Consider the following 26,170-nt stretch of genomic DNA (forward strand, 5'->3'; position numbering starts at 1 on the left):
TGGCGCCCGCGCACGGCGATGCCGCGCGCGGGCGCCGCCTGTGCCAATCCGTCCACACCGTCAAAGGAGCCGCAATGAGTGATCCTCGTGATGTCGTTGTACTGGTGGGAAGCCTGCGCAAGGAGTCATACAACCGCAAGCTGGCCAAGGCGCTGATCGCGCTGGCGCCGCCGCAGCTCAGGCCGGAAATCGTCGAGATCGGCAACCTGGAGCTGTACAACCAGGACCTCGACGACAAGCCGACCCAGGCCTGGACCGCGTTCCGCGACCGCATCCGTCGCGCCGACGCCGTGCTGTTCGTGACCCCTGAATACAACCGTTCGGTGCCGGCGCCACTGAAGAACGCCATCGACGTGGGCTCGCGCCCCTATGGCAGCAGCGTCTGGGACGGCAAGCCCGGCGCCATCATCAGCGCATCGCCGGGCGCCATCGGCGGCTTCGGCGCCAACCACCATCTGCGCCAGTCGCTGGTGTTTCTGAATATCCCCATCTTGCAGCAACCGGAGGCGTATATCAGCGGCGTGGACAAGCTGTTCGACGAGCAGGGCGGGATTGCCAACGAGTCGACCAGGGGCTTCCTGGGCAAATTCATGACGTCGTTTGCGGCCTGGATCGAACGGAACGCGCCGCGCTGAGGAGGCGCGCAGCGTCAGCTTTCGACGCCGTGCCCGAAAAGCAAAACGGCGCCTGAAGCAGGCGCCGTTTTGCAGGGATCTGGGGTGGCTGATGGGACTCGAACCCACGACGACAGGAATCACAATCCTGGACTCTACCAACTGAGCTACAGCCACCGTAGAGGTCATCAGCGAAGCGCTGATCGACGAAAAACAAGATTATACAAACAGATTTTCGAGATGGCTAGTATCCCGCACAAAAAATTTTGAGGGGCATCGCTCAGGAACGGGACGGGCTCCACTTGGCCTCGAGCAGCACCGCCTGCTTGATCGCGGCGATGGTCTCGGCCTCGGTATCGAACTGGCCCAGCAGCCGGCGCGACTTGCCGTTCAGCACGGCTTCCTGCAACGCTTTGCCCGCGGCTTCCGAGGTGCCGGGGTGCCAGCAGTAGCGCGCGGTCCATTTGCCATCCTGGAGTTGTTCGGCCACCCAGATCACCCTGAAGTCTTCATAGACCACGCCGAACGGCGCTTCTTTTTCCACGTTGTCTTTGTCCATGCTGCCTCCCCTGCCGGCACGGTCCGCATACCGTGCCTGATTTCGCCTGGGGAGCGTGCGGAAATCGTATCACGGGTCCTGGGTGAGTTCCGGACCATGTCCGCCAGCCAAATATGCTGCGCACAGCCCCTACCTCTGCAGGGTTCATGCGGCACGTGCCCGAAGCGATACTCGAGTCCGAGGGACATTGACCCCCCTCGACCTTCCCGTCAGGCGGCCCGCCCCAGGGGCCGCCTGCCTCTTTTTCCTTCCACTGCTTTCCTTCGCCCTGCAGCCGACGTTTTCATGCCGCACCACGCCTGCGATGGAACCTCTCGGTCACGCGTGAGCCCAACCGAAGTTATCGACGCAGGGAACAGGCCATGCAGAACAAGTGTAGATGGACGGCGAGGATTCTTGCGGTGGCGGCACTGACGGCCTTGCTGGGCGGGTGCGCCGCGGGCGGCGGCACCGATGGCAGGGAATCGAGCATCACGACTTACGGCACGCTGGACATCGGTATCAGCCATACGCGATAGCCACGGCGATGCATCTCCTGCGCAATCTATTTTGCGTGACCGATGGAACGCTTGTCCGGAAGGCCGGTCAAATCGGTCGTCCAGGTGGTGCCGGGCGAGCGCGCAAAAAAAGAGTCCGCAGCGCGGACTCTTAACTTTAGCGATCTCAAATGCCCTGAAGGCCGTTGCACTGTAACTGCCAGGCGGGCAAAGCACCATTCGGGTAAACGAAGAGCGATGTCGCAAGCGCGAGATCGCCGACGAAAAAAAAGCCCGCCGGAGCGGGCTAATAATCAGTTGAAGAAAGCCCTGTATTCGAGGGCAGGCACAGTGTAAGAAAGTGCCCTGCCTCAGCGAATTAGGGGAATCCCTTTCCGGACGCCGGTTTCCGGGCGATCGGGCATCTCATGTGCGGCGCGCGGAACCCGCGCGCCGCCATGCATATTTTCACGATTCGAAGTTAGAGCGCAGCCTCGGCACGGCACCCGCCCGTGCGCGCTTACGCGGCCAGCGGCTCTTGTGCGTGCGGCCGCAGATGCATGCGCGCTTCTTCGAACAGCGCATCGACGTCGGTCCGCGTGCGCGCCGCATGCATGCGCTTCGCATCGGACAGCACGCGGCGCCAGCCACGTCCGCCGGCGATGCCGCGATGCAGCCCGAGCATGTGCCGTGTCACGGCACCCATATATCCGCCTTGCTCAACGAAGTCGCCGATATAACGCTGCATCGCCAGTTCGACCTCGAGCCGCGACGGCACTGCCGCATTGGTATCGCCATAAAAGCGCGCGTCCATTTCCGCAAGGATGTACGGCTGGTGATATGCCTCGCGTCCGATCATGACGCCATCGACGTGCTGCAGATGAGCGGCGATTTCGTCATGGCTGACGATGCCGCCGTTGATCAGGATCTCGAGCTCCGGGAATTCGCGCTTGAGTTGGTATGCCACCTCATAGCGCAGCGGCGGAATCTCGCGGTTTTCCTTCGGGCTCAGGCCCTTCAGGATCGCATTGCGCGCATGGACGATAAACGTGCCGCAACCCGCCTGCGCCACCTTGCCGACAAAATCGCGGACGAAATCGTAGTGCTCCATCTTGTCGATGCCGATGCGATGCTTCACGGTTACCGGGATCTCCACCGCATCGCGCATCGCCTTCACGCAGTCCGCCACCAGTTCCGGTTCCGCCATCAGGCAGGCGCCGAAGGCGCCGCGCTGCACGCGCTCGGACGGGCAACCGCAGTTAAGGTTGATTTCGGCGTAGCCCCACTGCTGGCCAAGCTTCGCCGCCATGGCGAGATCGGCCGGCTCGCTGCCACCCAGTTGCAGCGCGACTGGATGCTCGGCCGCATCGAAGTCGAGGTGGCGCGGCACGTCGCCATGCAGCAGCGCGCCGGTGGTCACCATCTCGGTATACAGCCAGGTGTGGCGGCTGAGTTGGCGATGGAACATGCGGCAATGACGGTCGGTCCAGTCCATCATCGGCGCAACCGAAATGCGGCGGGGATTTACGTTCATGGAATACGGCAATTGGGTGCGGGCCGGACACGGCGGCGTCGGCAGGCCCCTGAGACTGGCGCGGTGGCATATGCAGGTCACTGCACCCCGGCCGAGGCCAGGCGCGGGTGGGCCAGCGAAAACACGTGAGTATAGGGTACCGCGCCAAGCTTTGCTGCGCCACGATATAAGCGGAGCATAGCGTGGGTCGTGGTGGGGGAATTGCGCCGATCGCTGTGGCGTAACGCTTTGATACAGCGGCCAGTGACGCCGGTTGCTATGCTGGCCGCAATTTCGCCCCTGCTATTTCCCATGCTCCGGACATCCGCCGCCGCTGTCTCCTTGTTACTGTGCTTGATGGCGCCATCGCTGGCGCAGGCCGATGATCGCGATTATCCCGGTGGCTATCGCCATGGCGGCGGCGAATACAAGGAGAAGTTCCGTAGCGGCGGTTGCGAAGTGGAGCGCGAGCAGAAGCGCGATGGCGAATACAAGGAAGAGCGCAAGTGCAAGGGCGGGCCGCGCGGTTACGAGCAGAAGCAGAAATACCGCGAAGGCCCTTGCCTGATCGAGCGCGAATGGAAGCGCGACGGGGAATTCGAAGAGAAGATCGAGTGCAAGCGCTGGTAACTGGTAAGCGCCTTGCCATGCCTAAGGCCGTTGCCGGCCAATGGCAAAGATCGAGATGGCGTGCGCCCCGCGTGCAGGTTAAAATCCGCACCCGGCGCCCACAATACCGGCACGTCCAAGGGCGCCGTTTTGCATTCCCCGGGGGTGGTATGTTGGTTCGAACGGCACTGATTGGCGCAGCGATGGCAACCATGGTGGCAGGGTGTGCCACTGGCACTTCGGAGAAGGACGTCCGCGCTCGCCCGCCGATGCGGTTGTTTACGCCGGTCAAGATGGCGGAAGTCGCGAAATGCCTGCGCAACAATCTGGGCGATGAAGCTACGCTGGTCCAGTTGCCGGCAAAAAACCAGACCGAGATCCGTATCGGCCAGAGCGCGTCAAGCGGTGAATATCAATACGCCTACCTGATCTCTCTGACGGCACAGGCCGATGGCACGGCGCTGGAACTACGCAAGACCGATACCTGGTTTCCCCAGCTGACGCCGACGGAACTCGAGGCCGAAGCCAAGGCGTGCGCGCGTAGCTGAGCGGGACAGAGCGCCGGCGACGCGGCAAGCGTCTGGCGATATCAGTCAGGCGGCCAGCTTTTCGGTGGTTTCAAGTTCCAGCATGCGGCAGATGGCCGCCATGCTGCCCACCATGGTACGGCGCTGCGTACCCTGGTAGACACGTACACCCTTGCTCTGGCGAAACGGCACGGGCTTGACCGGACGACGGGCGGCGACGTGGTGGATTTGCGGCATGGTGGCACCTCTTTTTAGGCAAAGCGGGGTCAACACCCGGCGAGCCGGGCGGCGTCTGCAAAGCAATGGAAGCGGGTGGGCCCGCGCAGGCAAAGCGCCCGCGATGGTGCCCGGCTAGAAGCCGGAAGAGCGGATCAGCCCGACGGCGATGCCTTCCAGCGAGAACTCTTCACCGGGCTCGACGATGATGTTGGTGAAGTCCGGGTTCTCGGCGATCAGTTCGATATGGCCACCGCGCCGCTGCAGGCGCTTGACGGTGACGTCGTCGCCCAGTCGCGCCACCACGATCTTGCCGTTGGCGGCCTCGCTGGCGCGGCGCACGGCGAGCAGGTCCCCGTCGAGGATGCCGGCGTCGCGCATGCTTAGCCCGCGCACGCGCAGCAGGTAATCCGGTCGCTCATCGAAGACCGAGGCATCCACCTGGTACTGGCGGTCGATATGTTCGGCGGCCAGGATGGGGCTGCCGGCTGCGACGCGGCCCACCAGCGGCAGCGTCAGCTGCAATACGCCGGCCATTGGCAACGAGAATTGGTCCGGCAGCTCCGAATCGCTGCGTGAGACCTTCAGGCGGATGCCACGCGACGCGCCCGGCGTCAGTTCGATCACGCCTTTGCGGGCCAGCGCCCGCAAATGTTCTTCGGCGGCATTGGGCGAGGAGAAACCGAACTCTGCTGCGATCTCGGCGCGGGTGGGGGGGAAGCCGGTACGGCGGATCGTGTTGCGGATCAGATCGAAAATCTGCTGCTGCCGGGGTGTCAGGGTCGCCATGGGATCGCCGTTCCGTGCAGGGCCGCTGGTGTGGATGACGGAGGCTCTGGTCCGTCCATCCAGCATCCGGCGGGCCGGGCACTGTATGTTTAAACAGTATGCTGTGATTTTATACAGTATCGGCGTCAGTGCAAGCAGAATTTTGAGGCGTGTCGCATGGACGCTGGTCAAGGCGCCTGATGCGGGCTCCGCCAAGGCGTGTCCGCCCGCTACAATCGCCTTTCCTTTATCCAGAACTAAATCGTTGCGCGCTCCCATGACCCAATTGCCTCGCATCGTCGTATTGGCCACTGGCGGCACCATCGCCGGCGCCGCCGGCAGCGCCGCCAGCAGCGCCCGCTACCAGGCGGCGACCGTGCCGGTGTCCTCATTGCTGGCTGCGGTGCCGCCCCTGCAGTCGGTGGCCCGCATCCAGGCCGAGCAGGTGGCGCAGGTCGACAGCAAGGACATGACCTTCGCGCTGTGGCAAACACTGGCGGCGCGGGTCGGGCACTGGTCGGCGCAGCCTGACGTTGCGGGCATCGTGATCACGCACGGCACCGACACGCTGGAAGAAACCGCGATGGCGCTGCACCTGACGCAATCGTGTCCGGTGCCAGTGGTCCTGACCGCCGCGATGCGTCCGTCGACGTCGTTGTCGGCCGACGGGCCGCTGAACCTGCTGGATGCGGTGCGCGTCGCCGCCCATCCGGATGCGCGCGGCAAGGGTGTGCTGGCGGTGCTGAACCAGCAGATCCACGCGGCACGGGACGTGGCCAAGGCGCATACGTCGGCGGTCGATGCCTTTGTCTCGCCGTGCGGGCCGCTGGGGTTCGTGCAGGACGACTACGTGCGCTTTGCCCGGGCGCCCCGGGCGGCTGCGCCCATCGGGCCGATGCCGGCGGCGTGGCCGGTGGTGGAGATCTTGGCAAGCTACGCGCAGCCGGGCAGGGCGGTGGTGGATGCGCTGGTGCGGGCCGGCGTCGCCGGCCTGGTTGTGGCCGCGACCGGCAATGGCTCGATCCACGAGGTGCTGGCAGCTGCCCTTGCCGATGCCGCGGCGGCCGGGGTGGCGGTGGTGCGCAGCTCGCGCACCGGTGCGGGGCATGTGGCGATCCCGCCGCAGCCTAGCCCTGCCGATGGTGTGTTCGTGTCAGCTGCCGACCTCAATCCCTATAAGGCGCGCGTGTTGCTGGCGCTGGCCCTGGCGGCGGATGCCGGGCTGGCGCGCGACCCGGCGCGGCTGCAGTCGGTCTTTGCCAGCGCCTGATTTGCCCGTGAAATCAGCGGCTTGCGTTGTTGATGCAGGGCGGGCTATAATTTAAGGCTATTCAACCTTGCCACACCGGACTCGTGACGCCCGGGTGGCTAATCCCAAAAGGAGCGTCAATGCGTCATTACGAAATCGTCTTCATCGTCCACCCGGACCAGAGCGAACAAGTGCCGGCCATGATCGAGCGCTACAAGCAGCTCGTGACCTCGCAGAACGGCAACGTTCACCGCGTGGAAGACTGGGGCCGTCGCCAGATGGCTTACATGATCCAGAAGCTGGCCAAGGCTCACTACGTTTGCCTGAACATCGAATGCGGCAAGGAAACCCTGGCTGAACTGGAACACGCGTTCAAGTTCAACGACGCCGTCCTGCGCCACCTGATCGTGCAGACCAAGAAGGCCGAGACCGCACCTTCGCCGATGATGAAGGAAGTGCAGCGCGAAGAAGCCCGCAAGGCCGCGCAAACGACCACCGAAGGCCAGGCCGCCTGAGTGCGGACTGCGGTGCGCGCCGTGGCTGACAGCGTCGGCCGGGGCACGAGCGGAAACCGCAACGATTGCAACCAGCAAGAGGCCCCGCGTTGAACCAGCTTCGGCTTGCCGCCACCCTGGCGGAACGCGATGCCCTGCGCTATACCCCGGCCGGGGTCCCCGTCGTGAACTGCATCCTGCAGTACAGCGGCGAGGCCGTCGAGGCACAGACGCCGCGGCAGGTCGAGTTTGCAATCGCTGCGATGGGGATCGGCCAGGTTGGCCAGCGTCTGGAGCGGCTTCCGCTCGGCACGCTGCTCGACTGCGAAGGTTTCCTGGCGCGCAAGCACCGCAACAGCAAGGCTCTCGTCTTTCACATCACTGGATGTAAAGCATTCGAAAAGGATTGAATCATGGCATTCGTCAAACGTGACAACAAGAACAAGAAGCGCTTCCAGCAACAGAACCCGCTGTTCAAGCGCAAGCGCTTCTGCCGCTTCACCGTGGCTGGCGTCGAACAGATCGACTACAAGGATCTGGACACCCTGAAGGACTTCATCGGCGACAACGGCAAGATCACGCCGGCCCGCCTGACCGGTACCAAGGCTCACTATCAGCGTCAGCTGGATACGGCCATCAAGCGCGCGCGTTTCCTCGCGCTGATGCCGTACACCGACCTGCACAAGAACTGATCAGGCCCCAGGGTCCGTCAAGGAGAGAACACGATGCAAATCATTCTGCTGGAAAAAGTCGTCAACCTGGGCAACCTGGGTGACATCGTCAAGGTGAAGGACGGTTACGCCCGTAACTTTCTGATCCCGGGCAAGAAGGCCCGCCGCGCCACGCAAAGCGCGATCGCCGAATTCGAAGTCAAGCGCGCCGAGCTGGAAAAGGCCGCTGCCGAGAAGCTGACCGCCGCGCAAGCCGAAGGCGAGAAGCTGAACGGCCTGAACGTCCAGATCACCCAGAAGTCGGGTGTGGACGGCCGCCTGTTCGGTTCGGTGACCAACGCCGACATCGCTGAAGCCCTGGCTGGCCAAGGCTACAAGCTGGAAAAGGCGCAGGTTCGTCTGCCGAACGGTCCGCTGAAGACGGTTGGCGACCATCCGGTCAGCGTTGCGCTGCACACGGACGTCGTGGTCGACGTGACCGTGTCGGTGGTGGGCGAGAGCGTCTAAGGACGCGCCGCTCCGGCCGGCGCACCGCGCCGGCCAAAGCCCCGCAAGCATTGCAAGAAGGCAGGAGCCCCGGCTCCTGCCTTTTTTGTTGCCCGGTTGCCAGGCGGCGCCGGACGGCGCTATTGCCAAATGTCCGGCGAAGTGTGTCCACCCGCCGTTATAATCCCTCCCCATGAACGCGCCCGTCGCCGACCCCCAACTCGATAACCTCAAGGTTCCGCCGCACTCCATCGAAGCCGAGCAATCGGTGCTCGGTGGCCTGCTGCTGGACAATGCCGCCTGGGACCGCATCGCGGACTTCCTTTCCGAGGCGGACTTCTACCGGTTCGACCACCGGATGATCTTTCAGAGCATCGCCCGGTTGATCTCGGCGACCAAGCCGGCCGACGTGATCACGGTCTACGAGATGCTGCAGGTGGCCGGCAAGGCCGAAGAGGTGGGCGGGCTGGCGTACCTGAACTCGCTGGCGCAGAACACCCCCAGCGCGGCCAATATCCGCCGCTACGCGGAAATCGTGCGCGAGCGCTCGGTGCTGCGCAAGCTGGTGACGGTGGCAGACGATATCGCCTCGGCCGCATTCGCCCCCAAGGGGCGCGAGGTGCGCGAACTGCTCGACGAGGCCGAATCCAAGGTCTTCGCGATTGCCGAAGAGGGCTCGCGCGGGCAGAAAGGCTTCCAGGAAATCCAGCCGCTGCTGACCCAGGTGGTGGAGCGCATCGACGAGCTGTATCACCGCGATTCGACCACCGACGTCACCGGCGTGCCGACCGGCTTTATCGACCTGGACAAGATGACCAGCGGCATGCAGCCGGGCGACCTGATCATCGTTGCCGGCCGCCCGTCGATGGGCAAGACCGCGTTCTCGCTGAACATCGGCGAGCACGTGGCGGTGGAGCAGGGCCTGCCGGTGGCGGTGTTCTCGATGGAAATGGCGGGCACGCAGCTGGCCATGCGTATGCTGGGCTCGGTCGGCCGGCTCGACCAGCACCGGTTGCGCACCGGGCGCCTGCTCGACGAGGACTGGCCGCGGCTGACGCACGCGATCCAGCGCATGAACGACACCCAGCTGTTCATCGACGAAACCCCGGCGCTGAACCCGATGGAACTGCGCGCCCGTTCGCGGCGCCTGGCGCGCCAGTGCGGGCAGCTGGGGCTGATCATCATCGACTACCTTCAGCTGATGTCGGGCTCCGGCGGCGGCGAGAACCGCGCCACTGAGATTTCAGAAATTTCGCGTTCCCTGAAAGGCCTCGCGAAGGAGCTGAATTGCCCGGTGATCGCGCTGTCGCAGCTGAACCGCAGCCTGGAACAGCGCCCCAACAAGCGCCCGGTGATGTCGGACCTGCGCGAATCGGGCGCTATCGAACAGGATGCCGACGTGATCCTGTTCATCTACCGCGACGAAGTCTATAACGCCGACTCGCAGGACAAGGGCACCGCCGAAATCATCATCGGCAAGCAGCGTAACGGCCCGATCGGCACCGTGCGCCTGACCTTCCTCGGCCAGTTCACGAAGTTCGACAACTTCAGCGGCGGCCCGGCCTTCTTCGACAACGACACCTGACGAAGTCAAGCGGGTCGGCCATTTGCCGTGCCTGCCCGTCTCGTTTGTGCCAAATACGCGGGCAATGTCCCGCTAACCCTGTAAAATATTGCGCTTTGATGACAGCCGCCATCCGCGGCGGTCATGCTCGCGTCCGCTTAATCCCGCAACACCATCCGCAGCGATACCACGCTGCCACAAGGAACATTCCATGTTCGGCCGATTCATGCCCACCGAGGGCAAGTTCTTCGAATATTTCAACCAGCACGCCGACTGCGCGGTGACCGCCGCGCATGAACTGCAGGCCCTGGTCAACGACCTGCCCAACGCCGAGGCCCATGCCCGGCGCGTCCAGGCCACCGAAAAGAAGGCCGACCGGATCACGCACGACACCATCGACCTGCTGCACAAGACCTTCATCACGCCGCTGGACCGCGACGAGATCCACAAGCTCATCACGACCATGGACGACATCCTGGACCTGATGGAAGACGTGGCCGAGACCATCTCGCTGTATGACGTGACCAACCTGACCGACGAGGCGCTGCGCCTGGCCGCGATCTGCGTGCAGTGCTGCGACCAGGTCAAGATCGCGGTGGGCCTGCTCGAGGACATGGGCAACGCCAGCACCATCCTGAAGACCGCGCAGCAGATCGACCAGCTGGAATCCGAGGCCGACCGCGTGATGCGCTCGGCGATGTCCAAGCTGTTCCGCGACGAGACCGACGTCAAGCGCCTGATCAAGCTGAAGGCGATCTACGAGCAGCTCGAGACGATCACCGACAAGTGCGAGGACGTCGCCAACATCATCGAAGGCATCGTCCTGGAAAACGCCTGAGGCGGCAATCGGCATGCAGACCATACAAATGAGCCTGTGGGTGATCGCCTTGCTGGTGGCGCTGGCACTGCTGTTCGACTTCATGAACGGCTTCCACGACGCGGCCAACTCGATCGCGACGGTGGTGTCCACGGGCGTGCTCAAGCCGCACCATGCGGTGGCGATGGCGGCGATGTGCAACGTCGTCGCGATCTTCGTGTTCCACCTGAAGGTGGCGGCCACGGTCGGCACCGGCACCATCCAGGGCGGGGTGGTCGACCACTATGTCATCTTCGGCGCGCTGGTCGGGGCGATCGCGTGGAACGTCATCACCTGGTACTACGGCATTCCGTCGTCGTCGTCGCACGCGCTGATCGGCGGGCTGGTCGGTGCCGCGGTGGCCAAGGCCGGCACCGGCGCGCTGGTGGCCAGCGGCCTGCTGAAGACGGTGGCGTTCATCCTGGTGTCGCCGTTCCTCGGCTTCCTGCTGGGGTCGCTGATGATGGTCATCGTCGGCTGGACCTTCTTCCGCACGCCGCCATCGCGCGTCGACCGCTGGTTCCGGCGGCTGCAGCTGGTCTCGGCTTCGCTGTACAGCCTGGGCCATGGCGGCAATGATGCGCAGAAGACCATCGGCATCATCTGGATGCTGCTGATCGCCAGCGGCCACGTGCTCGCCGGCGATCCGCCGCCGACCTGGGTGATCGTCAGCTGCTACGTGGCCATCGGCATGGGCACGCTGTTCGGCGGTTGGCGCATCGTGCGCACCATGGGCCAGAAGATCACCAAGCTCAAGCCGGTGGGCGGCTTCTGCGCCGAGACCGGCGGTGCGCTGACGCTGTTCTTTGCCTCGGCGCTGGGCGTGCCGGTGTCGACCACGCATACCATCACCGGCGCCATCGTCGGGGTCGGCTCGTCGCAGAAGATGTCGGCGGTGCGCTGGGGCGTGGCCGGCAATATCGTCTGGGCCTGGGTGCTGACGATTCCGGCCTCGGCCTTCATGGCGGCGATCGCATGGTGGATCGGGCGCCATATCCTGTAACGCGGCATCGGACGCTCATGCAAAAAGCCAGGCACATGCCTGGCTTTTTTGTTTGTCGACGCCAGCCTCTCAGCGGTTGGCGAAGGCGGCGATGGGATCGTCGTCGTCGGGCAGCGGGGCAGGTTCCGGCACCAGGGGCGCAGGGGCGGGCGCGGGCACCGGTGTCGCCGGTGCCGGCGGCAGGTTGACCGCACCGGCCACCACGCGCCGCGCGCCGTTGTAGCGCGAGGCCCAGTAGGGCTTGCCCATGTCCTCCAGCCGCACGGTGCCGCCGGACGATGGCGCATGGACAAAGCGGTTCTGGCCGACGTAGATGCCGACGTGCGAGTTGGCGCGTCCGGTGGTGTTGAAGAACACCAGGTCGCCGGAAGCGACTTCGCTGCGGTCGAGCGAGCTGCCGCGCGTCCCCATGGCCTCGGTGGTGCGCGGCAAGCTGACATTGGCCGCGCGCGCGACCACATAGCGCACCAGGCCGCTGCAATCGAAGCCGGCATCCGGCGTATTGCCACCGTAGCGGTACGGGGTGCCGACCAGCGACATCGCCTGGATCGAGATTTCCTCCAGCCCGGCGCTGGGATCGGTCATGGGCTTGCCGGGCGTACGCGGCAAGCTGCCATGGCGAGAGGGTGGGGAGCTGGCGCACGCTGCCAGCAGCAGTGCGGCGGCGCACAGCAGCGGCAGGCCGGCCCGGGCAAGCGGGCCGGGCAGTGTGGAAGGACTGGAAGAACTACGGGTACGGCGCAATGGCATCGCTGGATTCCGGTCGCCGGCCTGCCGGCGCACCGGAAGCCTTGACGCTACCAGCGTAGCTGGGCGTTGCGCGTACCGGTGCTGACCTTGACCGACTTGGCCTGGCCCTTGTAACTGGCCTCGATATTGTAGCTGCCTTCGGGCGCACGTATCAGGCAGCGAGGCCCGGCGGCGCGGAAGCTTGCGACCTCCTGTTCGTCGCGTATCAGCTTGACCGCGACATCGGACAGGAATTCGCCCGCGGTGCCCTGCGTGAACAGGATGCCGATATTGAAATCCTTCTCGCGCGCGCTTAGCGCCTGGCGCTCGTCTTCGGCGACGCCGCCGCAGACATAGCTGACCGGACCCATGGAGCGGATCACCAGGTCGTCAGCCGCCGCGCGCGCCTGAGGCGGGCTGGTCAGGAACATGGCGGCGCCGATCAGCGCGGCCAGGCGGAGATGCTGTGGGTTCATCGACGCCTCCAGTGGGGATGCGGGACACAAGCGGACGTGCGGACATCATAGCCGCATTGCGCTTGCCGCTCACGACAGCGGGCCCGGGCCCCTACCGTGTGGAAGGGTGCCCCGGGCCCGCGGTCCGCGTCAGAGCACGTCGCCTGCGTGGTCGGCCAGGCGCGAGCGTTCGCCGCGTGCCAGCGTGATATGGCCGCTGTGGCTCCAGCCCTTGAAGCGGTCGACCACGTAGGTCAGGCCCGACGAGCCCTCGGTCAGGTAGGGCGTGTCGATCTGCGCGATATTGCCCAGGCAGATGATCTTGGTGCCCGGGCCGGCGCGCGTCACCAGCGTCTTCATCTGCTTGGGCGTGAGGTTCTGCGCCTCGTCGATGATGACGAACTTGTTGACGAAGGTGCGGCCGCGCATGAAGTTCATGCTCTTGACCTTGATGCGCGAGCGGATCAGCTCCTGCGTTGCGGCGCGGCCCCAGTCGCCGGCGCTGTCGTCGCTCTTCTGCAGCACTTCGAGGTTGTCGTCGAACGCGCCCATCCACGGTTGCATCTTCTCTTCCTCGGTGCCGGGCAGGAAGCCGATGTCCTCGCCCACCGGCACGGTGGCGCGGGTGACGATGATCTCGTTGTAGAGCTTCTGGTCCAGCACCTGCTCCAGCCCGGCCGCCAGCGCCAGCAGCGTCTTGCCGGTGCCGGCCTGGCCCAGCAGCGTGACGAAGTCGATGTCCGGGTTCATCAGCAGGTTGAGCGCGAAGTTCTGCTCGCGGTTGCGCGCGGTCACGCTCCACACGTTGTTCTTGTGGTGCGTGTAGTCCTTCAGGGTCTGCAGCAGCGCGGTCTTGCCGTTGATCTCCTTGACCTGCGCATAGAGCGGCAGGCTGCCGTCCACGGGCTCGAGGTAGACGAACTGGTTGACCAGGAACGACGGCACCAGCGGGCCGGTGAGCCGGTAGAACATGGCACCGGACTTGGGGTCCTGCCAGCTTTCGACGCCCTTGCCGTGCTTGGCCCAGAAGTCGCCGGGCAGCTGCATCACGCCCGCGTAGAGCAGGTCCTTGTCCTCGAGGACCTGATCGTTGAAGTAGTCCTCGGCCGGCAGGCCCAGGGCGCGCGCCTTGATGCGCATGTTGATGTCTTTCGACACCAGCACCACCTGGCGCTCGGGATACTGCTGCTGCAGCGCGCTGACCACGCCCAGGATCTGGTTATCGGCCTTGCCCTGCGGCAGGCCTTCGGGCAGCTTGATGTCGTTCAGGCGCGTCTGGAAGAACAGCTTGCCCTGCGCGTCGCGGTTGCCCAGGCTGGCCAGCGACAGGCCTTCGTCGAGCACGCCGTCGGTGCCGCCCACCAGGGAATCGAGCGTGCGGCTGACCATGCGCGCGTTGCGCGCGACTTCGCTCATGCCCTTCTTGTGGTTGTCCAGCTCTTCGAGCGTCATCATCGGCAGGTAGATGTCGTGCTCTTCGAAGCGGAACAGCGAGGCCGGGTCGTGCATCAGCACGTTGGTGTCGAGCACGAACAGCTTGCTCGGGCCTTCGGCCTTGCGCGCGCGGCGCGTGGTGCCGGTCGACGGCTTGACCAGGCTCACCGGCGCGGCGCTGACGGCCGGCGTCGATACGGCGGGCGTTTCGGTGCTGCGGGCGCGGGTGCCGCCGGCGGCGCGGGCCTTGACTTCAGGCACCTGCGTGTCGCCGGTTTCCAGCAATGCCACGCGCTCGAGCGCCGGCACAGGTTTCTTGCCCTGTGTGGCGGCTTTGGCCTTAGGCACCGCGGAAACCGGAGCAAACTCGCTCGGGTCCAGCAATTGGGCAGGCTTGGCGGGCATGGTAGGCAGCGGCATGCTTGGCTTTCCTTTCAGGGGGACAAGAAGGGGGCGGGAAGGTCCGGTCCGCGGCGCCGCACGGCGTCGGCAGCGTGCGACGGGTTCGGGGCGGCGGGGCGGACCCGGGCCGGGGCATGCATGCGCGAGGCGCCCGGCGCGGACAACCATGAGGACAGACGCGGCTGCAAACAAAAAAGCCGCCATGCCTGCGGAACAGGGTTGGCGGCTCTTGGGCGGACTGCCGACATGGCAGGTCCGCTACCGGCCTGTGGCGGGAAGCGCCTGGGCCGGGGAGTCGAAACAGCGTGGCATCCGGAATCTGAACTCATTACGGGCCAATGTATCCGAAGGCTTTGGGTTTGGCAATTGGCTTTCCCACGTTTGCCACGGCGCGTCCGGATCGAAGCCTTTACGGGCAACGGCGGGGCAAATGGCGCGCGGGCGATGCGTCAGAGGCCGCGCACGATCTCCAGCACTTCGTCGACGTGGTTGGGCACTTTGATGCCGCGCAGCTCGTGTCGCAGGATGCCCTTGCCGTCGATGACAAAGGTACTGCGCTCGATGCCGCGGTGCTCCTTGCCATACAGCTTTTTCATCTTGATGACATCGAACAATGTGCACACATTTTCGTCGGCATCGGAGATCAGTTCGAACGGCAGTTCCAGCTTGGCCTTGAAGTTTTCATGCGAGCGCAGGCTGTCGCGCGAGACGCCGAACACATGCACGCCGGCCTTCTCGAAATCCTCGTACTGGTCGCGGAAGTTCATCGCCTCCGTGGTGCAGCCCGGCGTGTTGTCCTTCGGGTAGAAGTACAGCACCACCGTCTTGCCGCGGTAGTCGGCCAGGCGGAAGGTGGCGTCGCCGGTCATCGGCGCGCTGAAGTCGGGGATGGCCTTGTTGAGACTGACGGTCATGCTTGTGGCTCCTTGGGGGAGGGGCAGGGGATCGGTGAGATCGTTGGAATCGGGAGAGGGGCTGCCGCCTCAGCGCGAGCAGATTGGGGCGCCTCGCGCGGACTTCAAGCGTGGCGACTGCTCAACTTTCGCCGGGGGGCGCGTCAGGTGGCCCCGGGCTCGAGCAGCAGCACCGCCGCCACCTTGCGTCCCTCGGCCATCAGGATGTTGTAGGTGCGGCAAGCGGCCTGCATGTCCATGGCGTCGACGCCGACATGGCGGCGCGCCAGCGATTCGGTCAGGCGCGGGTGCGGAAAGCGCAGCCGCGAGCCCGTGCCGAGCAGCACCACTTCGGGTCCGAGTTCGGACAGCTGCTCGAAATGCGCAGGCTCCAGGTCTTCGAAGCGGTCGACCGGCCAGGGCCGGACTTCGCCCTCCGGCATGACCAACACCGAGTTGGTGTGGCGCACGAGGTTGATTTCGATATACCCGGGCCCGTAGGCCGTGACGGTGTTGAGCGACTGGGGCTGGTCGGCGTGGAGTTTCACTTGGGGATCTCGGCGGTGGCGGGCGCGGGCCGGCGGGCGGGTCCGCGGAGCGGAGGGCCGGCGGGCCGGGCGGGCGATAAACGGATGGGCAACGGATGGACGACAGCGTGCAGGCGGCCGCGGTGCGCGCGGACAGCGCACGCTGCAATGCAAGAATCCCTGCCGAAGTCTGTCATAATCCGATAAATTATAGCTTTTGCCTCCCTGTCTGCCACGTTTGCGTTGCATCGCAGCGGACAGCGCCTCCGCATTCTTTCAGATTCTGTCAGATCGCCCCGATTCCCAGTCCGGTGCCGCCGACGCGGCACGCCACGCTTGCCCGACATCGCCGTGAAACCCATCCAGAAATCCAACAAACTCAATAACGTTTGCTACGACATCCGCGGTCCGGTGCTGGAAAAGGCCAAGCAGATGGAGGAAGAGGGGCACAAGATCATCAAGCTGAATATCGGCAACCTGGCCGTGTTCGGTTTTGACGCGCCGGAAGAGATTCAGCAGGACATGATGCGAAACCTGCCGAATTCGGCAGGTTATTCCGATTCCAAGGGTATTTTCGCCGCGCGCAAGGCGATCATGCACTATACCCAGCAAAAAAATATCGAGGGCGTCGGCCTGGACGATATCTATGTGGGCAACGGCGCCTCCGAGCTGATCGTGATGGCGGTCAACGCGCTGCTCAATACCGGCGACGAAGTGCTGGTGCCGGCGCCGGATTACCCGCTGTGGACCGCCGCGGTCAGCCTGTCGGGCGGCACGCCGGTGCACTACATCTGCGACGAGTCCAACGACTGGATGCCCGATCCGGCCGATATCCGCGCGCGCATCACGCCGCATACCAAGGCCATCGTCATCATCAACCCGAACAACCCCACCGGGGCGCTGTACTCGGATGAGCTGCTGCTGGAGATCGTCGCGATCGCGCGCGAGCACGGCCTGATCATCTTCGCCGACGAGATCTACGACAAGGTCCTGTACGACGGCAACACCCATACCTCGATCGCCTCGCTGTCGACCGACGTGCTGACGGTGACCTTCAACGGCCTGTCGAAGAACTACCGCTCGTGCGGCTACCGCGCCGGCTGGATGGTAGTGTCGGGCGACAAGCGCCCGGCCATCGACTACATCGAGGGCCTGAACATGCTGTCGTCGATGCGCCTGTGCGCCAACGTGCCAGGCCAGTGGGCGATCCAGACCGCGCTGGGCGGCTACCAGAGCATCAATGACCTGGTCAACGAAGGCGGGCGCCTGCGCCGCCAGCGTGACCTCGCCTACGAGCTGATCACCGCGATCCCGGGCGTCACCTGCGTCAAGCCCAAGGCGGCGCTGTACCTGTTCCCCAAGCTCGACCTGTCGATGTACCCGGTGCAGGACGACCAGGAGTTCATCTATGAACTGCTGCAGGAGTCCAAGGTGCTGCTGGTGCAGGGCTCTGGCTTCAACTGGGCCAGGCCCGACCATTTTCGCATCGTGTTCCTGCCGCACGAGGAAGACCTGCGCGAGGCCATCGGCCGCATCGCGCGCTTCCTCGAGGCTTACCGAAAACGCCACGGCAAGGCAGCGGCCTGATCCGGCCGGCCGCGCCGCAACCCATCCTTAGCAACTCAGAAGATTGTCCATGAACCCCATCAAAGTTGGCCTGCTCGGCATCGGTACCGTCGGTAGCGGCACGTTCAACGTGCTCAAGCGCAACCAGGAAGAAATTCGCCGCCGCGCCGGCCGCGGCATCGAGATTGCCGTGGTGGCCGATCTCAACACCGAACGCGCGCGCGAACTGACCAACGGGGAAGTGGAAGTCGTCAGCGACGCCAACGCGGTGGTCAGCCGCCCCGACATCGACATCGTCATCGAACTGATCGGCGGCTACGGCATTGCGCGCGAGCTGGTGCTCAAGGCGATCGAGAACGGCAAGCACGTGGTCACCGCCAACAAGGCGCTGCTGGCCGTGCATGGCAACGAGATCTTCGAAGCCGCGCGCAAGAAGGGCGTGATCGTGGCCTTCGAAGCCGCGGTGGCCGGCGGCATCCCCATCATCAAGGCGCTGCGCGAAGGCCTGACCGCCAACCGCATCCAGTGGATCGCCGGCATCATCAACGGCACCACCAACTTCATCCTGTCCGAAATGCGCGACAAGGGCCTGGATTTCGACGTGGTCCTGAAGGAAGCGCAGCAGCTGGGCTACGCCGAGGCCGACCCGACCTTCGACATCGAGGGCGTCGACGCCGCGCACAAGGTCACGCTGATGAGCGCGATCGCCTTCGGCATGCCGGTGCAGTTCGACCGCGCGCACGTGGAAGGCATCACGAAGCTGTCCGCCACCGACATCAAGTACGCCGAGGAACTGGGCTACCGCATCAAGCTGCTGGGCATCACGCGCCGCCGCGACGATGGCGTGGAACTGCGCGTGCATCCGACGCTGGTGCCGGCCACGCGCCTGATCGCCAATGTGGAAGGCGCCATGAACGCGGTGCTGGTGCAGGGCGATGCCGTGGGCGCCACGCTGTACTACGGCAAGGGCGCCGGTGCCGAGCCGACCGCCTCGGCCGTGATCGCCGACCTGGTCGATGTGACCCGCCTGCACACCGCCGACCCCGAGCACCGCGTGCCGCACCTGGCGTTCCAGCCGGACGAGCTGTCGAGCGTGCCGGTGCTGCCGATCGAAGAGATCAACAGCTCGTACTACCTGCGCATGCGCGTGGCCGACGAGACCGGCGTGCTGGCCGAGATCACCCGCATCCTGGCCGAGGGCGGCATCTCGATCGACGCCATGCTGCAGAAGGAATCGCGCGAAGGCGAGCCGCAGACGGACATCATCATCCTCACGCACATCACGCGCGAGAAGCACGTCAACGCCGCCATCGCCAAGATCCAGGCGCTGTCGACCGTGCTGTCCGACGTGACGCGCCTGCGCATGGAAGAACTGAACTAAGCGCAGCCACAGCATAGCCACAGCAGAGCCACATGAAATACCAGTCGACCCGCGGCCATGACATGCCGCAATCGTTCTCCGAGATCCTGCTCGGCGGCCTGGCCCCGGATGGCGGCCTGTACCTTCCCAAGCAGTATCCGCAAGTCACGGCCGACGAGCTGGAGGCCTGGCGCAAGCTGCCGTATGCCGACCTGGCTTACGAGGTCCTGCGCAAGTTCTGCGATGACATTCCCGCCGAGGACCTGCGCGCGCTGACGCGCAAGACCTATACCGCCGAGGTGTACTGCAACGCGCGCGAGGGCGATAACACCGCCGACATCACGCCGCTGCGTACACTGGGCGAGGAAGGCGGTACCAAGCTGCAATTGCTGGGCCTGTCCAACGGGCCGACGCTGGCCTTCAAGGACATGGCGATGCAGCTGCTCGGCAACCTGTTCGAGTACGCGCTGGCGCGCGCCGGGCAGGAGCTGAACATCCTGGGCGCGACCTCGGGCGACACCGGCAGCGCCGCCGAATACGCGATGCGCGGCAAGCGCGGCATCCGCGTGTTCATGCTGAGCCCGCACCGCAAGATGAGCGCGTTCCAGACCGCGCAGATGTTCAGCCTGCAGGACCCGAACATCTTCAACATCGCCATCGAAGGCGTGTTCGACGACGCCCAGGACATCGTCAAGGCGGTCTCGAACGACCACGCCTTCAAGGCGCGCCAGAAGATCGGCACGGTCAACTCGATCAACTGGGCGCGCGTGGTGGCGCAGGTGGTGTACTACTTCAAGGGCTGGCTGCTGGCGACCGACGGTCCCGGCCAGAAGGTCTCGTTCTGCGTGCCCTCGGGCAACTTCGGCAACGTCTGCGCCGGCCATATTGCGCGCATGATGGGCCTGCCGATCGACAAGCTGGTGGTTGCCACCAACGAGAACGACGTGCTCGACGAGTTCTTCCGCACCGGCGCTTACCGCGTGCGCAAGTCGGCGGAGACGTACCACACCTCCAGCCCCAGCATGGACATCTCCAAGGCCTCGAACTTCGAGCGCTTCGTGTTCGACCTGGTGGGCCAGGATGCCGGCAAGCTGGCGGCGCTGTTCCGCGACGTGGAAGAACAGGGCGGCTTCGACCTGGCCGGCACGCCGGAATTCGATCGCATCCGCCAGTTCGGCTTCGTCTCGGGCCGCAGCACGCACCAGGACCGGCTGGCAACCATCCGCGACCTGTCGTCGCGCTATGGCATCACCATCGATACCCATACCGCCGACGGCATCAAGGTGGCGCGCGAGCACCTCAGCGCCGGCGTGCCGATGGTGGTGCTGGAAACCGCGCTGCCGGCCAAGTTTGCCGACACCATCCGCGAAGCGCTCGGCCACGAGCCGGAGCGCCCGGCGAAGTTCGAGGGCATCGAGAGCCTGCCGCAGCGCTTCGAGGTGATGCCGGCCGACGCCGCGCAGGTCAAGGCCTATATCGCCCGCCACACCGGCCTGTAACGCGCAGGTGCGGACCTGGGGACGTGGCTGCGGCGCCGCCGCGTGCCGGGTCCGGTCCAACTCGCTACAATCAGGCTGCGGGCCCGATCCACGGTCCCCGGATTGCCAGCCCCGCGCGCGGGTGCCGGCAATGCGCGGGCCGTTTTTCGTGGGCCAACCCTTTCCCACATCGCACCATGACTCAAGCCGCAGCACCTTCCCGTCCCCCGATGCTGACCATGGCCCAGGCGCTCGACGCGCTGCTTGCCGCCGCCCGGCCACTGGCGCGGGCCGAGTCGATCGATACGCTGGCCGCCAACGGCCGCGTGCTGGCCGCGCCGGTGGCGAGCACGCTGCGCGTGCCGCCGGCAGACAATACCTCGATGGACGGCTACGCTGTGCGCGCCGCCGAGGTCCCGGTCGCGGGCACGCGGCTGCGCGTGTCGCAACGGATTCCCGCCGGCCATGTCGGCACCGCGCTGGAGCCCGGTACCGCGGCGCGCATCTTCACCGGCGGGCTGATCCCGCCTGGCGCCGATGCCGTGGTGATGCAGGAGCAATGCACGGCCGAGGGCGACGACGTGATCGTCAACCACGTGCCGCAGTCCGGCGAATGGGTACGGCGTGCCGGCGAGGATATCGAAGCCGGCAGCGTGATCCTGCCGGCCGGAACGCGGCTGACGCCGCAGGCGCTGGGGCTGGCCGCGTCGGTCGGCCAGGCGCAGCTGGAGGTGGTGCGCCGCGTGCGCGTGGCGGTGTTCTTTACCGGCGACGAACTGGCGATGCCGGGCGAAGCGCTCAAGCCGGGTGCGATCTACAACTCCAACCGCTTCACGCTGCGCGGCCTGCTGGAGAACCTGGGCTGCGAGGTCAGCGACTTCGGCATCGTGCCCGATACGCTCGCCGCCACGCGCGAGACGCTGCGCCGCGCGGCCCAGGGCCATGACCTGATCATTACCTCGGGCGGCGTCTCGGTCGGCGAGGAAGACCATATCAAGCCAGCGGTCGAGGCCGAAGGGCGGCTCGATATGTGGCAGATCGCGATCAAGCCGGGCAAGCCGCTGGCGTTCGGGCAGGTCAACAACGACGCCGGGCCGGCGTTCTTCCTGGGTTTGCCTGGCAACCCCGTATCCAGCTTCGTGACCTTCCTGCTGTTCGTGCGCCCGTTCATCCTGCGCCTGCAGGGCGTGGCCGACGTGACGCCGCGGCGCCTGCCGCTGCGCGCCGATTTCGAGCTGAACAAGGGCGACCGCCGCAACGAATTCCTGCGCGCGCGCCTCAACGCCGAGGGCGGGCTGGACCTGTTCCCCAACCAGAGCTCGGGCGTGCTGACCTCCACCGTGTGGGGCGATGGCCTGATCGACAATCCGCCCAACCAGGCAATCGCGCGCGGCGACACCGTGCAGTTCATTCCGTTTGACGGCCTGCTCGCGTAGCGGCCGGCATGACCCGATGCAGAAGGCAGCGATGATCATCGAACTCCGATTCTTTGCCAGCGTGCGCGAGCAGCTCGGCGTGTCCGCCGAGCGCGCCGAGGTGCCGCCCGAGGTGCGCACCGTCGGCGCGCTGCGCCAGTGGCTGCGCCAGCGCGGCGGAGCCTGGGCCGAAACCCTGGCCGAGGGCCGCGCGCTGCGCATGGCGGTCGACCACGCCGTGGCCCGCGCCGATACCGCGCTCGCCGACGGCTGCGAAGTCGCGTTTTTCCCGCCCGTGACCGGAGGCTGAGATGAGCGTCAGGGTGCAGCGTGAGGATTTCGATCTCGGCGCGGAAGTCGCGGCGTTGCGCGCCGATAACCCGCAGGTCGGCGCCGTGGCCAGCTTTATCGGCACGGTGCGCGACGTCAGCGAGGGCAGCGCCGTCAGCGCGATGGAGCTGGAGCATTACCCGGGCATGACCGAGAAGGCGCTGGCGCAGATCGAGGCGGCGGCGTGCGCGCGCTGGGAACTGCTCGGCGTCACCATCATCCATCGCGTCGGCCCGCTGCTGCCGCTGGACCAGATCGTGCTGGTGGCGGTGGCATCGAAGCACCGCGGCAATGCGTTTGCGGCGTGCGAATTCATCATGGACTACCTCAAGTCCGAAGCGCCGTTCTGGAAGAAGGAAGAAACGCCGGAGGGCGCACGCTGGGTCGATGCACGGGTGACCGATGAAGACGCGCTGAAGCGCTGGGGCATCCAGTCGATCAACGCCAGCGGCGAGGACGAGCCCTGATGGGGCCGTTGGGGTTTGTCGCGGTCGGTGTCGGCGCCGCGGCGGGGGCATGGCTGCGCTGGGGATTCTCGGTGCTGTGGAATGCCATTAATCCGGCGATGCCGTACGGCACGCTCGCGGCCAACCTGCTGGGCGGCTACCTGATCGGGCTGGCGGTCGGCTTCTTCGATACCCACGCCGGCCTGCCGCCGGAATGGCGCCTGCTGGCCATTACCGGCTTCCTGGGCGGGCTGACCACGTTCTCTACGTTCTCAAGCGAAGTTGTCGCCAACCTGATCGCCGGCGACTACGGCTGGGCGGCGATGCACCTGCTGCTGCATCTCGGCGGCTCCTTGCTGCTGACCGCGCTCGGGCTCTGGACCTATCGCATGCTGGCCTGATCCGCGTCCCGGATCAGGGCCAGCAGCGCGGCATTGAAGGCCTGCGCCTGCTCCATATGCGGACTGTGGCCGGCACCGGCCACCATGCTGAACCCCGCCGCCGGGTGCAAGGCCCGCGTGGCCGTGCCTACCGCCGGCGCGTACAGCCGGCTGGCCTCCCCATACAGATGGAACAGCGGCAGTCGCGCCGCGCGCAGCGTATCGCGGAAATCCTGCCGCGCCATGTCTTCCCACAAGCTGGCCAGTGTCTCGGCATCGCACTGCTGCGCCATGTGCGCGATCCGCTGCGTTGCCGCCGCGTGCGGTCGCCGGCCTGCCGCCCACAAGCCTGATGCCACCGACGGCGCCAGCCGGGGCCAGTCGGCGCGGACGCGCTCGGCCATCTGACGGGCATGAGCCAGGTCGTAATGGCCGTGCAGCCCATGCGGCCAGCCCTGGTCGGTGACCATGCGGGGCGTCATGTCGATGCTGCCCACCGCCGCGAGCGGCAGTTGCGGCTGGTCGCGCAGCAGCGCCCAGGCCACCATCGCGCCCATCGACCAGCCCGCCACCACCACGTCAGCCAGCCCCAGGTGCGCGACCAGCGCGGCCACGTCGCGGGCGAGCGCCGCGACGGTCGCGCCCGCGCGCTGCCGCGACAGGCCATGCCCGGCATGGTCGGGCGCGATCACGCGGAAGCCGGCCAGCGCCAGCGCGCGCTGTCCGTCAAAGGCCGCGCCGTTGACCGACCAGCCGTGCAGCAGCAGCAGGGGCCGCCCCTGGCCAACCTCGCGCCAGCCGGGCAGGGCGTCGCGCGGCGGATGAGTCGCATAGGGCGGCGCGGCGGGGCTGGCGGGTACCGGATCGGAAGCGTCCAACGGTGTGTCTCGGCTGGCTGGAGGGGTAAAAGATGCCCGGGCTGCCGCCCAGGGTGAGGGTGCCCCTCTATTGACATCCACGCTGCGCAATTTATACGATGAAACATGAATCAGATATCAGGTTTTGCCTGAATGTCAGTTCCGGGCGACGGCACGGTGGCGGCAGGGGCGGGGAGGCTCCTGCCGGCAACCGGTTGGCGCCGGCAATACAGGCAGCGGTCGGCATTTCCATGACAAGGCGCGCAGCGCCACCGGAGACAAGATGTCCACCACCCATACTGGCGACACCGGCATAGCCGACGTCGACGCCACCGGCCCGGCCGGCGGCATGGGCCCGCCCAAGACCGCGCGCGGGCAGAAGACACGCGAGGCGCTGCTGCGCGCCGCCGAGAAGGTGTTCGGCGAGAAGGGCTACTACGCCGCGTCGATCTCCGAGATCACGCAGGAAGCCAAGGTGGCGATGGGAACCTTCTACCTGTACTTCAAGGACAAGGAAGACATCTTCCGCGCGCTGGTCGCGCACATGCTGGAACTGGTGCGCGCGCACCTGCGCAAGCACGTGGCCGCGGCCGAAACCCAGATGGAGGCCGAGCGACTGGGGCTTAAAGCGTTCCTGTCCTTCGTTTCGCGCCACAAGAACCTGTACCGCATCGTGCTGGATTCTTACTCGGTCGACGAGACCATCTACAGCAGCTATTTCCAGGTGTTCGCCGAGCTCTACAGCCGGCGCCTGACCCGCGCCGAAGAGCAGGGCGAGATCGTGCCCGGCGATGCCGAGGTGCGCGCCTGGTGCCTGATCGGCATCAGCAATTTCCTCGGCATGCGCTATGCGCGCTGGAAGCGTCCGCCATCGATGGAGAAGGTGGTCGACACCGCGTTCGACCTGATCGCGCACGGCCTGCAGCCGCGCCAGACGCGATAGGCGCGATTGCGCAGTACCGGCCCGCATGCGCCGCCAGCCGGCATGCCACGCAGTTGCAGCAGGTTTCATCCCTACAAACACAAACGAGACCGAACCCAGGAGACCGCAATGCATCGCAACCACCCCCACGCCCTGCGCGCCCTGGCCCTGGCCGCCGCGCTGCTCGGCGCCGGCGCCGCGCTGGCCAAGGACATCCGTATCGCCCACGTCTACGACAAGACCGGTGCGCTCGAGGCCTATGCCAAGCAGACCCAGACCGGCCTGATGATGGGCCTGGAATACGCCACCAACGGCACCATGACCGTCAACGGCAACAAGCTGGTGGTGATCGAGAAAGACACCCAGGGCAAGCCGGACGTGGCCAAGGCGCAGCTGGCCGCGGCCTACAGCGACGACCGCGCCGACATCGCGGTGGGCCCGACGTCCTCCGGCACGGCGCTGGCGATGCTGCCGGTGGCCGAGGAATACAAGAAGGTGCTGCTGGTCGAGCCCGCCGTGGCCGATTCCATCACCGGCGACAAGTGGAACCGCTACATCTTCCGCACCGGCCGCAATTCGTCGCAGGACGCGATTTCCAATGCCGTGGCGCTGGACAAGCCGGGCGTGCAGATCGCCACGCTGGCGCAGGACTATGCCTTCGGCCGCGACGGCGTGAAGGCCTTCAAGGGCGCGTTGAAGAACGCAAAGATCGTCCATGAGGAATACCTGCCGACCAGCACCACGGACTTCACCGCCGGCGCGCAGCGGCTGTTCGATTCGCTCAAGGACAAGCCCGGCCGCAAGGTCATCTTCATCATCTGGGCCGGCGCCGGCAACCCGTTCAAGATCGCCGACCTGGACCCGAAACGCTACGGCATCGAGATCGCCACCGGCGGCAACATCCTGCCCGCGATGGCCAGCTACAAGAACTTCCCCGGCATGGAAGGTGCCACCTATTACTACTTCGGCATCCCCAAAAACAAGGCCAACGAGTGGCTGGTGTCCAACCACTACAGCAAGTTCAAGGCGCCGCCCGATTTCTTCACCGCCGGCGGCATGAGCGCGGGCATCGCGCTGGTCGAAGCCCTGAAGAAGACGCATGGCGAAACCGGCACCGAGAAGCTGATTGCGGCGATGGAAGGCATGTCGTTCGACACGCCCAAGGGCAGGATGACCTTCCGCAAGGAAGACCACCAGGCGATGCAGTCGATGTACCACTTCAAGATCAAGGTGGACCCGGCCTTTGCCTGGGGCGTGCCGGAGCTGGTGCGCGAGATCAGGCCCGAGGAAATGAACGTGCCCGTGCGCAACCACCGCTGATGGACGCGCCAGCCTCTTTCGCCAGGACCGCGCCGGCGCCTTCGCAGCCGG

General features: G+C 65.7%; 31 protein-coding genes and 1 tRNA gene. 21 read left to right on the plus strand and 11 right to left on the minus strand.

The features are described 5' to 3' along the window. Nucleotides 1-74 precede the first annotated feature (74 nt). Nucleotides 75-635, plus strand: a complete 561-nt coding sequence (locus tag AC3FMM_RS06835) for an NADPH-dependent FMN reductase (RefSeq protein ID WP_488686323.1) — start codon at nucleotides 75-77, stop codon at nucleotides 633-635. 80 nt (nucleotides 636-715) lie between these two features. Here the strand turns inward: AC3FMM_RS06835 and AC3FMM_RS06840 are convergent. Continuing rightward, nucleotides 716-791, minus strand: a tRNA-His gene (locus AC3FMM_RS06840). Between the two features lie 103 nt (nucleotides 792-894). Then, nucleotides 895-1,173, minus strand: coding sequence for a hypothetical protein (locus AC3FMM_RS06845; RefSeq protein WP_026164422.1), 279 nt, complete (start codon nucleotides 1,171-1,173; stop codon nucleotides 895-897). Nucleotides 1,174-1,535: 362 nt separating this feature from the next. On the opposite strand from AC3FMM_RS06845, the gene AC3FMM_RS06850 reads away from it, so the two are divergent. After that, nucleotides 1,536-1,691, plus strand: a complete 156-nt coding sequence (locus AC3FMM_RS06850) for a hypothetical protein (RefSeq protein WP_488686324.1) — start codon at nucleotides 1,536-1,538, stop codon at nucleotides 1,689-1,691. 478 nt (nucleotides 1,692-2,169) lie between these two features. On the opposite strand, the gene dusA is transcribed toward AC3FMM_RS06850, so the two are convergent. Further along, nucleotides 2,170-3,183 carry a tRNA dihydrouridine(20/20a) synthase DusA gene (gene dusA / locus AC3FMM_RS06855; protein ID WP_488686325.1) on the minus strand — a complete coding sequence of 338 codons (1,014 nt, stop codon included), beginning with the start codon at nucleotides 3,181-3,183 and terminating at the stop codon, nucleotides 2,170-2,172. Nucleotides 3,184-3,441: 258 nt separating this feature from the next. Here dusA and AC3FMM_RS06860 point away from each other — a divergent pair, with 258 nt between their 5' ends. After that, nucleotides 3,442-3,792: a hypothetical protein gene (locus tag AC3FMM_RS06860; RefSeq protein WP_488686326.1), complete on the plus strand. Its 351-nt coding sequence runs from the start codon at nucleotides 3,442-3,444 to the stop codon at nucleotides 3,790-3,792. 182 nt (nucleotides 3,793-3,974) lie between these two features. Further along, nucleotides 3,975-4,319, plus strand: coding sequence for a hypothetical protein (locus tag AC3FMM_RS06865; protein ID WP_240987675.1), 345 nt, complete (start codon nucleotides 3,975-3,977; stop codon nucleotides 4,317-4,319). 45 nt (nucleotides 4,320-4,364) lie between these two features. On the opposite strand, the gene AC3FMM_RS06870 is transcribed toward AC3FMM_RS06865, so the two are convergent. Together AC3FMM_RS06870 and lexA are read right to left on the minus strand one after the other, a co-directional pair. After that, entirely contained in the window at nucleotides 4,365-4,535 is a 171-nt protein-coding gene (locus AC3FMM_RS06870; protein ID WP_012353085.1) for a hypothetical protein, read from the minus strand. 114 nt (nucleotides 4,536-4,649) lie between these two features. Beyond that, entirely contained in the window at nucleotides 4,650-5,303 is a 654-nt protein-coding gene (gene lexA / locus AC3FMM_RS06875) for a transcriptional repressor LexA (protein ID WP_012353084.1), read from the minus strand. 256 nt (nucleotides 5,304-5,559) lie between these two features. On the opposite strand from lexA, the gene AC3FMM_RS06880 reads away from it, so the two are divergent. The 8 genes from AC3FMM_RS06880 to AC3FMM_RS06915 all read left to right on the plus strand — a co-directional run bounded on the left by AC3FMM_RS06880 (nucleotide 5,560) and on the right by AC3FMM_RS06915 (nucleotide 11,605). Then, nucleotides 5,560-6,552: an asparaginase gene (locus AC3FMM_RS06880; RefSeq protein WP_488686327.1), complete on the plus strand. Its 993-nt coding sequence runs from the start codon at nucleotides 5,560-5,562 to the stop codon at nucleotides 6,550-6,552. Nucleotides 6,553-6,671: 119 nt separating this feature from the next. Continuing rightward, entirely contained in the window at nucleotides 6,672-7,046 is a 375-nt protein-coding gene (rpsF, locus tag AC3FMM_RS06885) for a 30S ribosomal protein S6 (protein ID WP_010809513.1), read from the plus strand. Between the two features lie 89 nt (nucleotides 7,047-7,135). Next, the gene (gene priB, locus AC3FMM_RS06890) at nucleotides 7,136-7,435 is read left to right on the plus strand and encodes a primosomal replication protein N (RefSeq protein ID WP_012353082.1); all 300 of its coding nucleotides are present in this window, start codon (nucleotides 7,136-7,138) and stop codon (nucleotides 7,433-7,435) included. 3 nt (nucleotides 7,436-7,438) lie between these two features. After that, on the plus strand, nucleotides 7,439-7,717 hold the full coding sequence (gene rpsR / locus AC3FMM_RS06895; protein ID WP_006163606.1) for a 30S ribosomal protein S18: 279 nt from the start codon (nucleotides 7,439-7,441) through the stop codon (nucleotides 7,715-7,717). Nucleotides 7,718-7,750: 33 nt separating this feature from the next. Continuing rightward, on the plus strand, nucleotides 7,751-8,203 hold the full coding sequence (gene rplI / locus AC3FMM_RS06900) for a 50S ribosomal protein L9 (RefSeq protein WP_488686328.1): 453 nt from the start codon (nucleotides 7,751-7,753) through the stop codon (nucleotides 8,201-8,203). Between the two features lie 172 nt (nucleotides 8,204-8,375). Continuing rightward, nucleotides 8,376-9,767, plus strand: a complete 1,392-nt coding sequence (locus tag AC3FMM_RS06905) for a replicative DNA helicase (protein WP_018007703.1) — start codon at nucleotides 8,376-8,378, stop codon at nucleotides 9,765-9,767. A 190-nt stretch (nucleotides 9,768-9,957) separates the two neighbouring features. Further along, on the plus strand, nucleotides 9,958-10,584 hold the full coding sequence (locus tag AC3FMM_RS06910; protein WP_010809517.1) for a DUF47 domain-containing protein: 627 nt from the start codon (nucleotides 9,958-9,960) through the stop codon (nucleotides 10,582-10,584). A gap of 13 nt (nucleotides 10,585-10,597) precedes the next feature. Next, nucleotides 10,598-11,605, plus strand: coding sequence for an inorganic phosphate transporter (locus tag AC3FMM_RS06915; protein ID WP_012353079.1), 1,008 nt, complete (start codon nucleotides 10,598-10,600; stop codon nucleotides 11,603-11,605). A gap of 69 nt (nucleotides 11,606-11,674) precedes the next feature. Here AC3FMM_RS06915 and AC3FMM_RS06920 read toward each other — a convergent pair whose 3' ends face one another. The 5 genes from AC3FMM_RS06920 to AC3FMM_RS06940 form a co-directional block, all read right to left on the minus strand. Further along, nucleotides 11,675-12,355 carry a C40 family peptidase gene (locus AC3FMM_RS06920; RefSeq protein WP_115709887.1) on the minus strand — a complete coding sequence of 227 codons (681 nt, stop codon included), beginning with the start codon at nucleotides 12,353-12,355 and terminating at the stop codon, nucleotides 11,675-11,677. Nucleotides 12,356-12,402: 47 nt separating this feature from the next. Then, nucleotides 12,403-12,810, minus strand: a complete 408-nt coding sequence (locus AC3FMM_RS06925; RefSeq protein ID WP_488686329.1) for a hypothetical protein — start codon at nucleotides 12,808-12,810, stop codon at nucleotides 12,403-12,405. A 129-nt stretch (nucleotides 12,811-12,939) separates the two neighbouring features. After that, nucleotides 12,940-14,643: a PhoH family protein gene (locus tag AC3FMM_RS06930; RefSeq protein ID WP_115680470.1), complete on the minus strand. Its 1,704-nt coding sequence runs from the start codon at nucleotides 14,641-14,643 to the stop codon at nucleotides 12,940-12,942. Between the two features lie 431 nt (nucleotides 14,644-15,074). Next, nucleotides 15,075-15,539, minus strand: a complete 465-nt coding sequence (locus AC3FMM_RS06935; RefSeq protein WP_115680469.1) for a peroxiredoxin — start codon at nucleotides 15,537-15,539, stop codon at nucleotides 15,075-15,077. A 143-nt stretch (nucleotides 15,540-15,682) separates the two neighbouring features. Continuing rightward, a complete protein-coding gene (locus AC3FMM_RS06940) occupies nucleotides 15,683-16,066 on the minus strand; it encodes an Mth938-like domain-containing protein (protein WP_115709883.1) in 384 nt (127 codons plus the stop codon). Between the two features lie 330 nt (nucleotides 16,067-16,396). Here AC3FMM_RS06940 and AC3FMM_RS06945 point away from each other — a divergent pair, with 330 nt between their 5' ends. The 7 genes from AC3FMM_RS06945 (at nucleotide 16,397) to crcB (ending at nucleotide 23,041) form a co-directional block, all read left to right on the plus strand. After that, complete coding sequence (locus AC3FMM_RS06945; RefSeq protein ID WP_115681459.1) at nucleotides 16,397-17,632, plus strand: pyridoxal phosphate-dependent aminotransferase; 1,236 nt, start codon at nucleotides 16,397-16,399, stop codon at nucleotides 17,630-17,632. A gap of 49 nt (nucleotides 17,633-17,681) precedes the next feature. After that, nucleotides 17,682-18,992 (plus strand): homoserine dehydrogenase, encoded by a 1,311-nt coding sequence (locus tag AC3FMM_RS06950; protein WP_488686330.1) that lies wholly within the window; start codon nucleotides 17,682-17,684, stop codon nucleotides 18,990-18,992. A 32-nt stretch (nucleotides 18,993-19,024) separates the two neighbouring features. Then, complete coding sequence (gene thrC / locus AC3FMM_RS06955) at nucleotides 19,025-20,470, plus strand: threonine synthase (RefSeq protein WP_488686331.1); 1,446 nt, start codon at nucleotides 19,025-19,027, stop codon at nucleotides 20,468-20,470. 176 nt (nucleotides 20,471-20,646) lie between these two features. Continuing rightward, nucleotides 20,647-21,885 carry a molybdopterin molybdotransferase MoeA gene (locus AC3FMM_RS06960; RefSeq protein WP_488686332.1) on the plus strand — a complete coding sequence of 413 codons (1,239 nt, stop codon included), beginning with the start codon at nucleotides 20,647-20,649 and terminating at the stop codon, nucleotides 21,883-21,885. A gap of 31 nt (nucleotides 21,886-21,916) precedes the next feature. Beyond that, nucleotides 21,917-22,174: a molybdopterin converting factor subunit 1 gene (gene moaD / locus AC3FMM_RS06965; RefSeq protein WP_012353069.1), complete on the plus strand. Its 258-nt coding sequence runs from the start codon at nucleotides 21,917-21,919 to the stop codon at nucleotides 22,172-22,174. Between the two features lies 1 nt (nucleotide 22,175). Beyond that, the gene (moaE, locus tag AC3FMM_RS06970; RefSeq protein ID WP_116312708.1) at nucleotides 22,176-22,661 is read left to right on the plus strand and encodes a molybdopterin synthase catalytic subunit MoaE; all 486 of its coding nucleotides are present in this window, start codon (nucleotides 22,176-22,178) and stop codon (nucleotides 22,659-22,661) included. Next, nucleotides 22,661-23,041 (plus strand): fluoride efflux transporter CrcB, encoded by a 381-nt coding sequence (crcB, locus tag AC3FMM_RS06975; protein ID WP_012353067.1) that lies wholly within the window; start codon nucleotides 22,661-22,663, stop codon nucleotides 23,039-23,041. The genes moaE and crcB overlap by 1 nt, the downstream gene beginning before the upstream one ends. Here crcB and AC3FMM_RS06980 read toward each other — a convergent pair. Then, nucleotides 23,023-23,898, minus strand: a complete 876-nt coding sequence (locus tag AC3FMM_RS06980; RefSeq protein WP_488686333.1) for an alpha/beta fold hydrolase — start codon at nucleotides 23,896-23,898, stop codon at nucleotides 23,023-23,025. The genes crcB and AC3FMM_RS06980 overlap by 19 nt on opposite strands. 262 nt (nucleotides 23,899-24,160) lie before the next feature. Between AC3FMM_RS06980 and AC3FMM_RS06985 the strand changes: the two genes are divergently transcribed. Beyond that, complete coding sequence (locus AC3FMM_RS06985) at nucleotides 24,161-24,820, plus strand: TetR/AcrR family transcriptional regulator (RefSeq protein WP_115709874.1); 660 nt, start codon at nucleotides 24,161-24,163, stop codon at nucleotides 24,818-24,820. 108 nt (nucleotides 24,821-24,928) lie between these two features. Continuing rightward, a complete protein-coding gene (locus AC3FMM_RS06990; protein WP_115709872.1) occupies nucleotides 24,929-26,119 on the plus strand; it encodes a substrate-binding domain-containing protein in 1,191 nt (396 codons plus the stop codon). Nucleotides 26,120-26,170 lie beyond the last annotated feature (51 nt).

Source organism: Cupriavidus sp. 207A1 (genome assembly GCF_057798955.1).

Bases quoted from the DNA above. Each gene is read 5' to 3' on its own strand.
- AC3FMM_RS06835 (WP_488686323.1), top strand. From the start codon at position 75: ATGAGTGATCCTCGTGATGTCGTTGTACTGGTGGGAAGCCTGCGCAAG.
- AC3FMM_RS06845 (WP_026164422.1), bottom strand. From the start codon at position 1,173: ATGGACAAAGACAACGTGGAAAAAGAAGCGCCGTTCGGCGTGGTCTAT.
- AC3FMM_RS06850 (WP_488686324.1), top strand. From the start codon at position 1,536: ATGCAGAACAAGTGTAGATGGACGGCGAGGATTCTTGCGGTGGCGGCA.
- dusA (WP_488686325.1), bottom strand. From the start codon at position 3,183: ATGAACGTAAATCCCCGCCGCATTTCGGTTGCGCCGATGATGGACTGG.
- AC3FMM_RS06860 (WP_488686326.1), top strand. From the start codon at position 3,442: ATGCTGGCCGCAATTTCGCCCCTGCTATTTCCCATGCTCCGGACATCC.
- AC3FMM_RS06865 (WP_240987675.1), top strand. From the start codon at position 3,975: ATGGCAACCATGGTGGCAGGGTGTGCCACTGGCACTTCGGAGAAGGAC.
- AC3FMM_RS06870 (WP_012353085.1), bottom strand. From the start codon at position 4,535: ATGCCGCAAATCCACCACGTCGCCGCCCGTCGTCCGGTCAAGCCCGTG.
- lexA (WP_012353084.1), bottom strand. From the start codon at position 5,303: ATGGCGACCCTGACACCCCGGCAGCAGCAGATTTTCGATCTGATCCGC.
- AC3FMM_RS06880 (WP_488686327.1), top strand. From the start codon at position 5,560: ATGACCCAATTGCCTCGCATCGTCGTATTGGCCACTGGCGGCACCATC.
- rpsF (WP_010809513.1), top strand. From the start codon at position 6,672: ATGCGTCATTACGAAATCGTCTTCATCGTCCACCCGGACCAGAGCGAA.
- rpsR (WP_006163606.1), top strand. From the start codon at position 7,439: ATGGCATTCGTCAAACGTGACAACAAGAACAAGAAGCGCTTCCAGCAA.
- rplI (WP_488686328.1), top strand. From the start codon at position 7,751: ATGCAAATCATTCTGCTGGAAAAAGTCGTCAACCTGGGCAACCTGGGT.
- AC3FMM_RS06905 (WP_018007703.1), top strand. From the start codon at position 8,376: ATGAACGCGCCCGTCGCCGACCCCCAACTCGATAACCTCAAGGTTCCG.
- AC3FMM_RS06910 (WP_010809517.1), top strand. From the start codon at position 9,958: ATGTTCGGCCGATTCATGCCCACCGAGGGCAAGTTCTTCGAATATTTC.
- AC3FMM_RS06915 (WP_012353079.1), top strand. From the start codon at position 10,598: ATGCAGACCATACAAATGAGCCTGTGGGTGATCGCCTTGCTGGTGGCG.
- AC3FMM_RS06920 (WP_115709887.1), bottom strand. From the start codon at position 12,355: ATGCCATTGCGCCGTACCCGTAGTTCTTCCAGTCCTTCCACACTGCCC.
- AC3FMM_RS06925 (WP_488686329.1), bottom strand. From the start codon at position 12,810: ATGAACCCACAGCATCTCCGCCTGGCCGCGCTGATCGGCGCCGCCATG.
- AC3FMM_RS06930 (WP_115680470.1), bottom strand. From the start codon at position 14,643: ATGCCGCTGCCTACCATGCCCGCCAAGCCTGCCCAATTGCTGGACCCG.
- AC3FMM_RS06935 (WP_115680469.1), bottom strand. From the start codon at position 15,539: ATGACCGTCAGTCTCAACAAGGCCATCCCCGACTTCAGCGCGCCGATG.
- AC3FMM_RS06950 (WP_488686330.1), top strand. From the start codon at position 17,682: ATGAACCCCATCAAAGTTGGCCTGCTCGGCATCGGTACCGTCGGTAGC.
- thrC (WP_488686331.1), top strand. From the start codon at position 19,025: ATGAAATACCAGTCGACCCGCGGCCATGACATGCCGCAATCGTTCTCC.
- AC3FMM_RS06960 (WP_488686332.1), top strand. From the start codon at position 20,647: ATGACTCAAGCCGCAGCACCTTCCCGTCCCCCGATGCTGACCATGGCC.
- moaD (WP_012353069.1), top strand. From the start codon at position 21,917: ATGATCATCGAACTCCGATTCTTTGCCAGCGTGCGCGAGCAGCTCGGC.
- moaE (WP_116312708.1), top strand. From the start codon at position 22,176: ATGAGCGTCAGGGTGCAGCGTGAGGATTTCGATCTCGGCGCGGAAGTC.
- crcB (WP_012353067.1), top strand. From the start codon at position 22,661: ATGGGGCCGTTGGGGTTTGTCGCGGTCGGTGTCGGCGCCGCGGCGGGG.
- AC3FMM_RS06985 (WP_115709874.1), top strand. From the start codon at position 24,161: ATGTCCACCACCCATACTGGCGACACCGGCATAGCCGACGTCGACGCC.
- AC3FMM_RS06990 (WP_115709872.1), top strand. From the start codon at position 24,929: ATGCATCGCAACCACCCCCACGCCCTGCGCGCCCTGGCCCTGGCCGCC.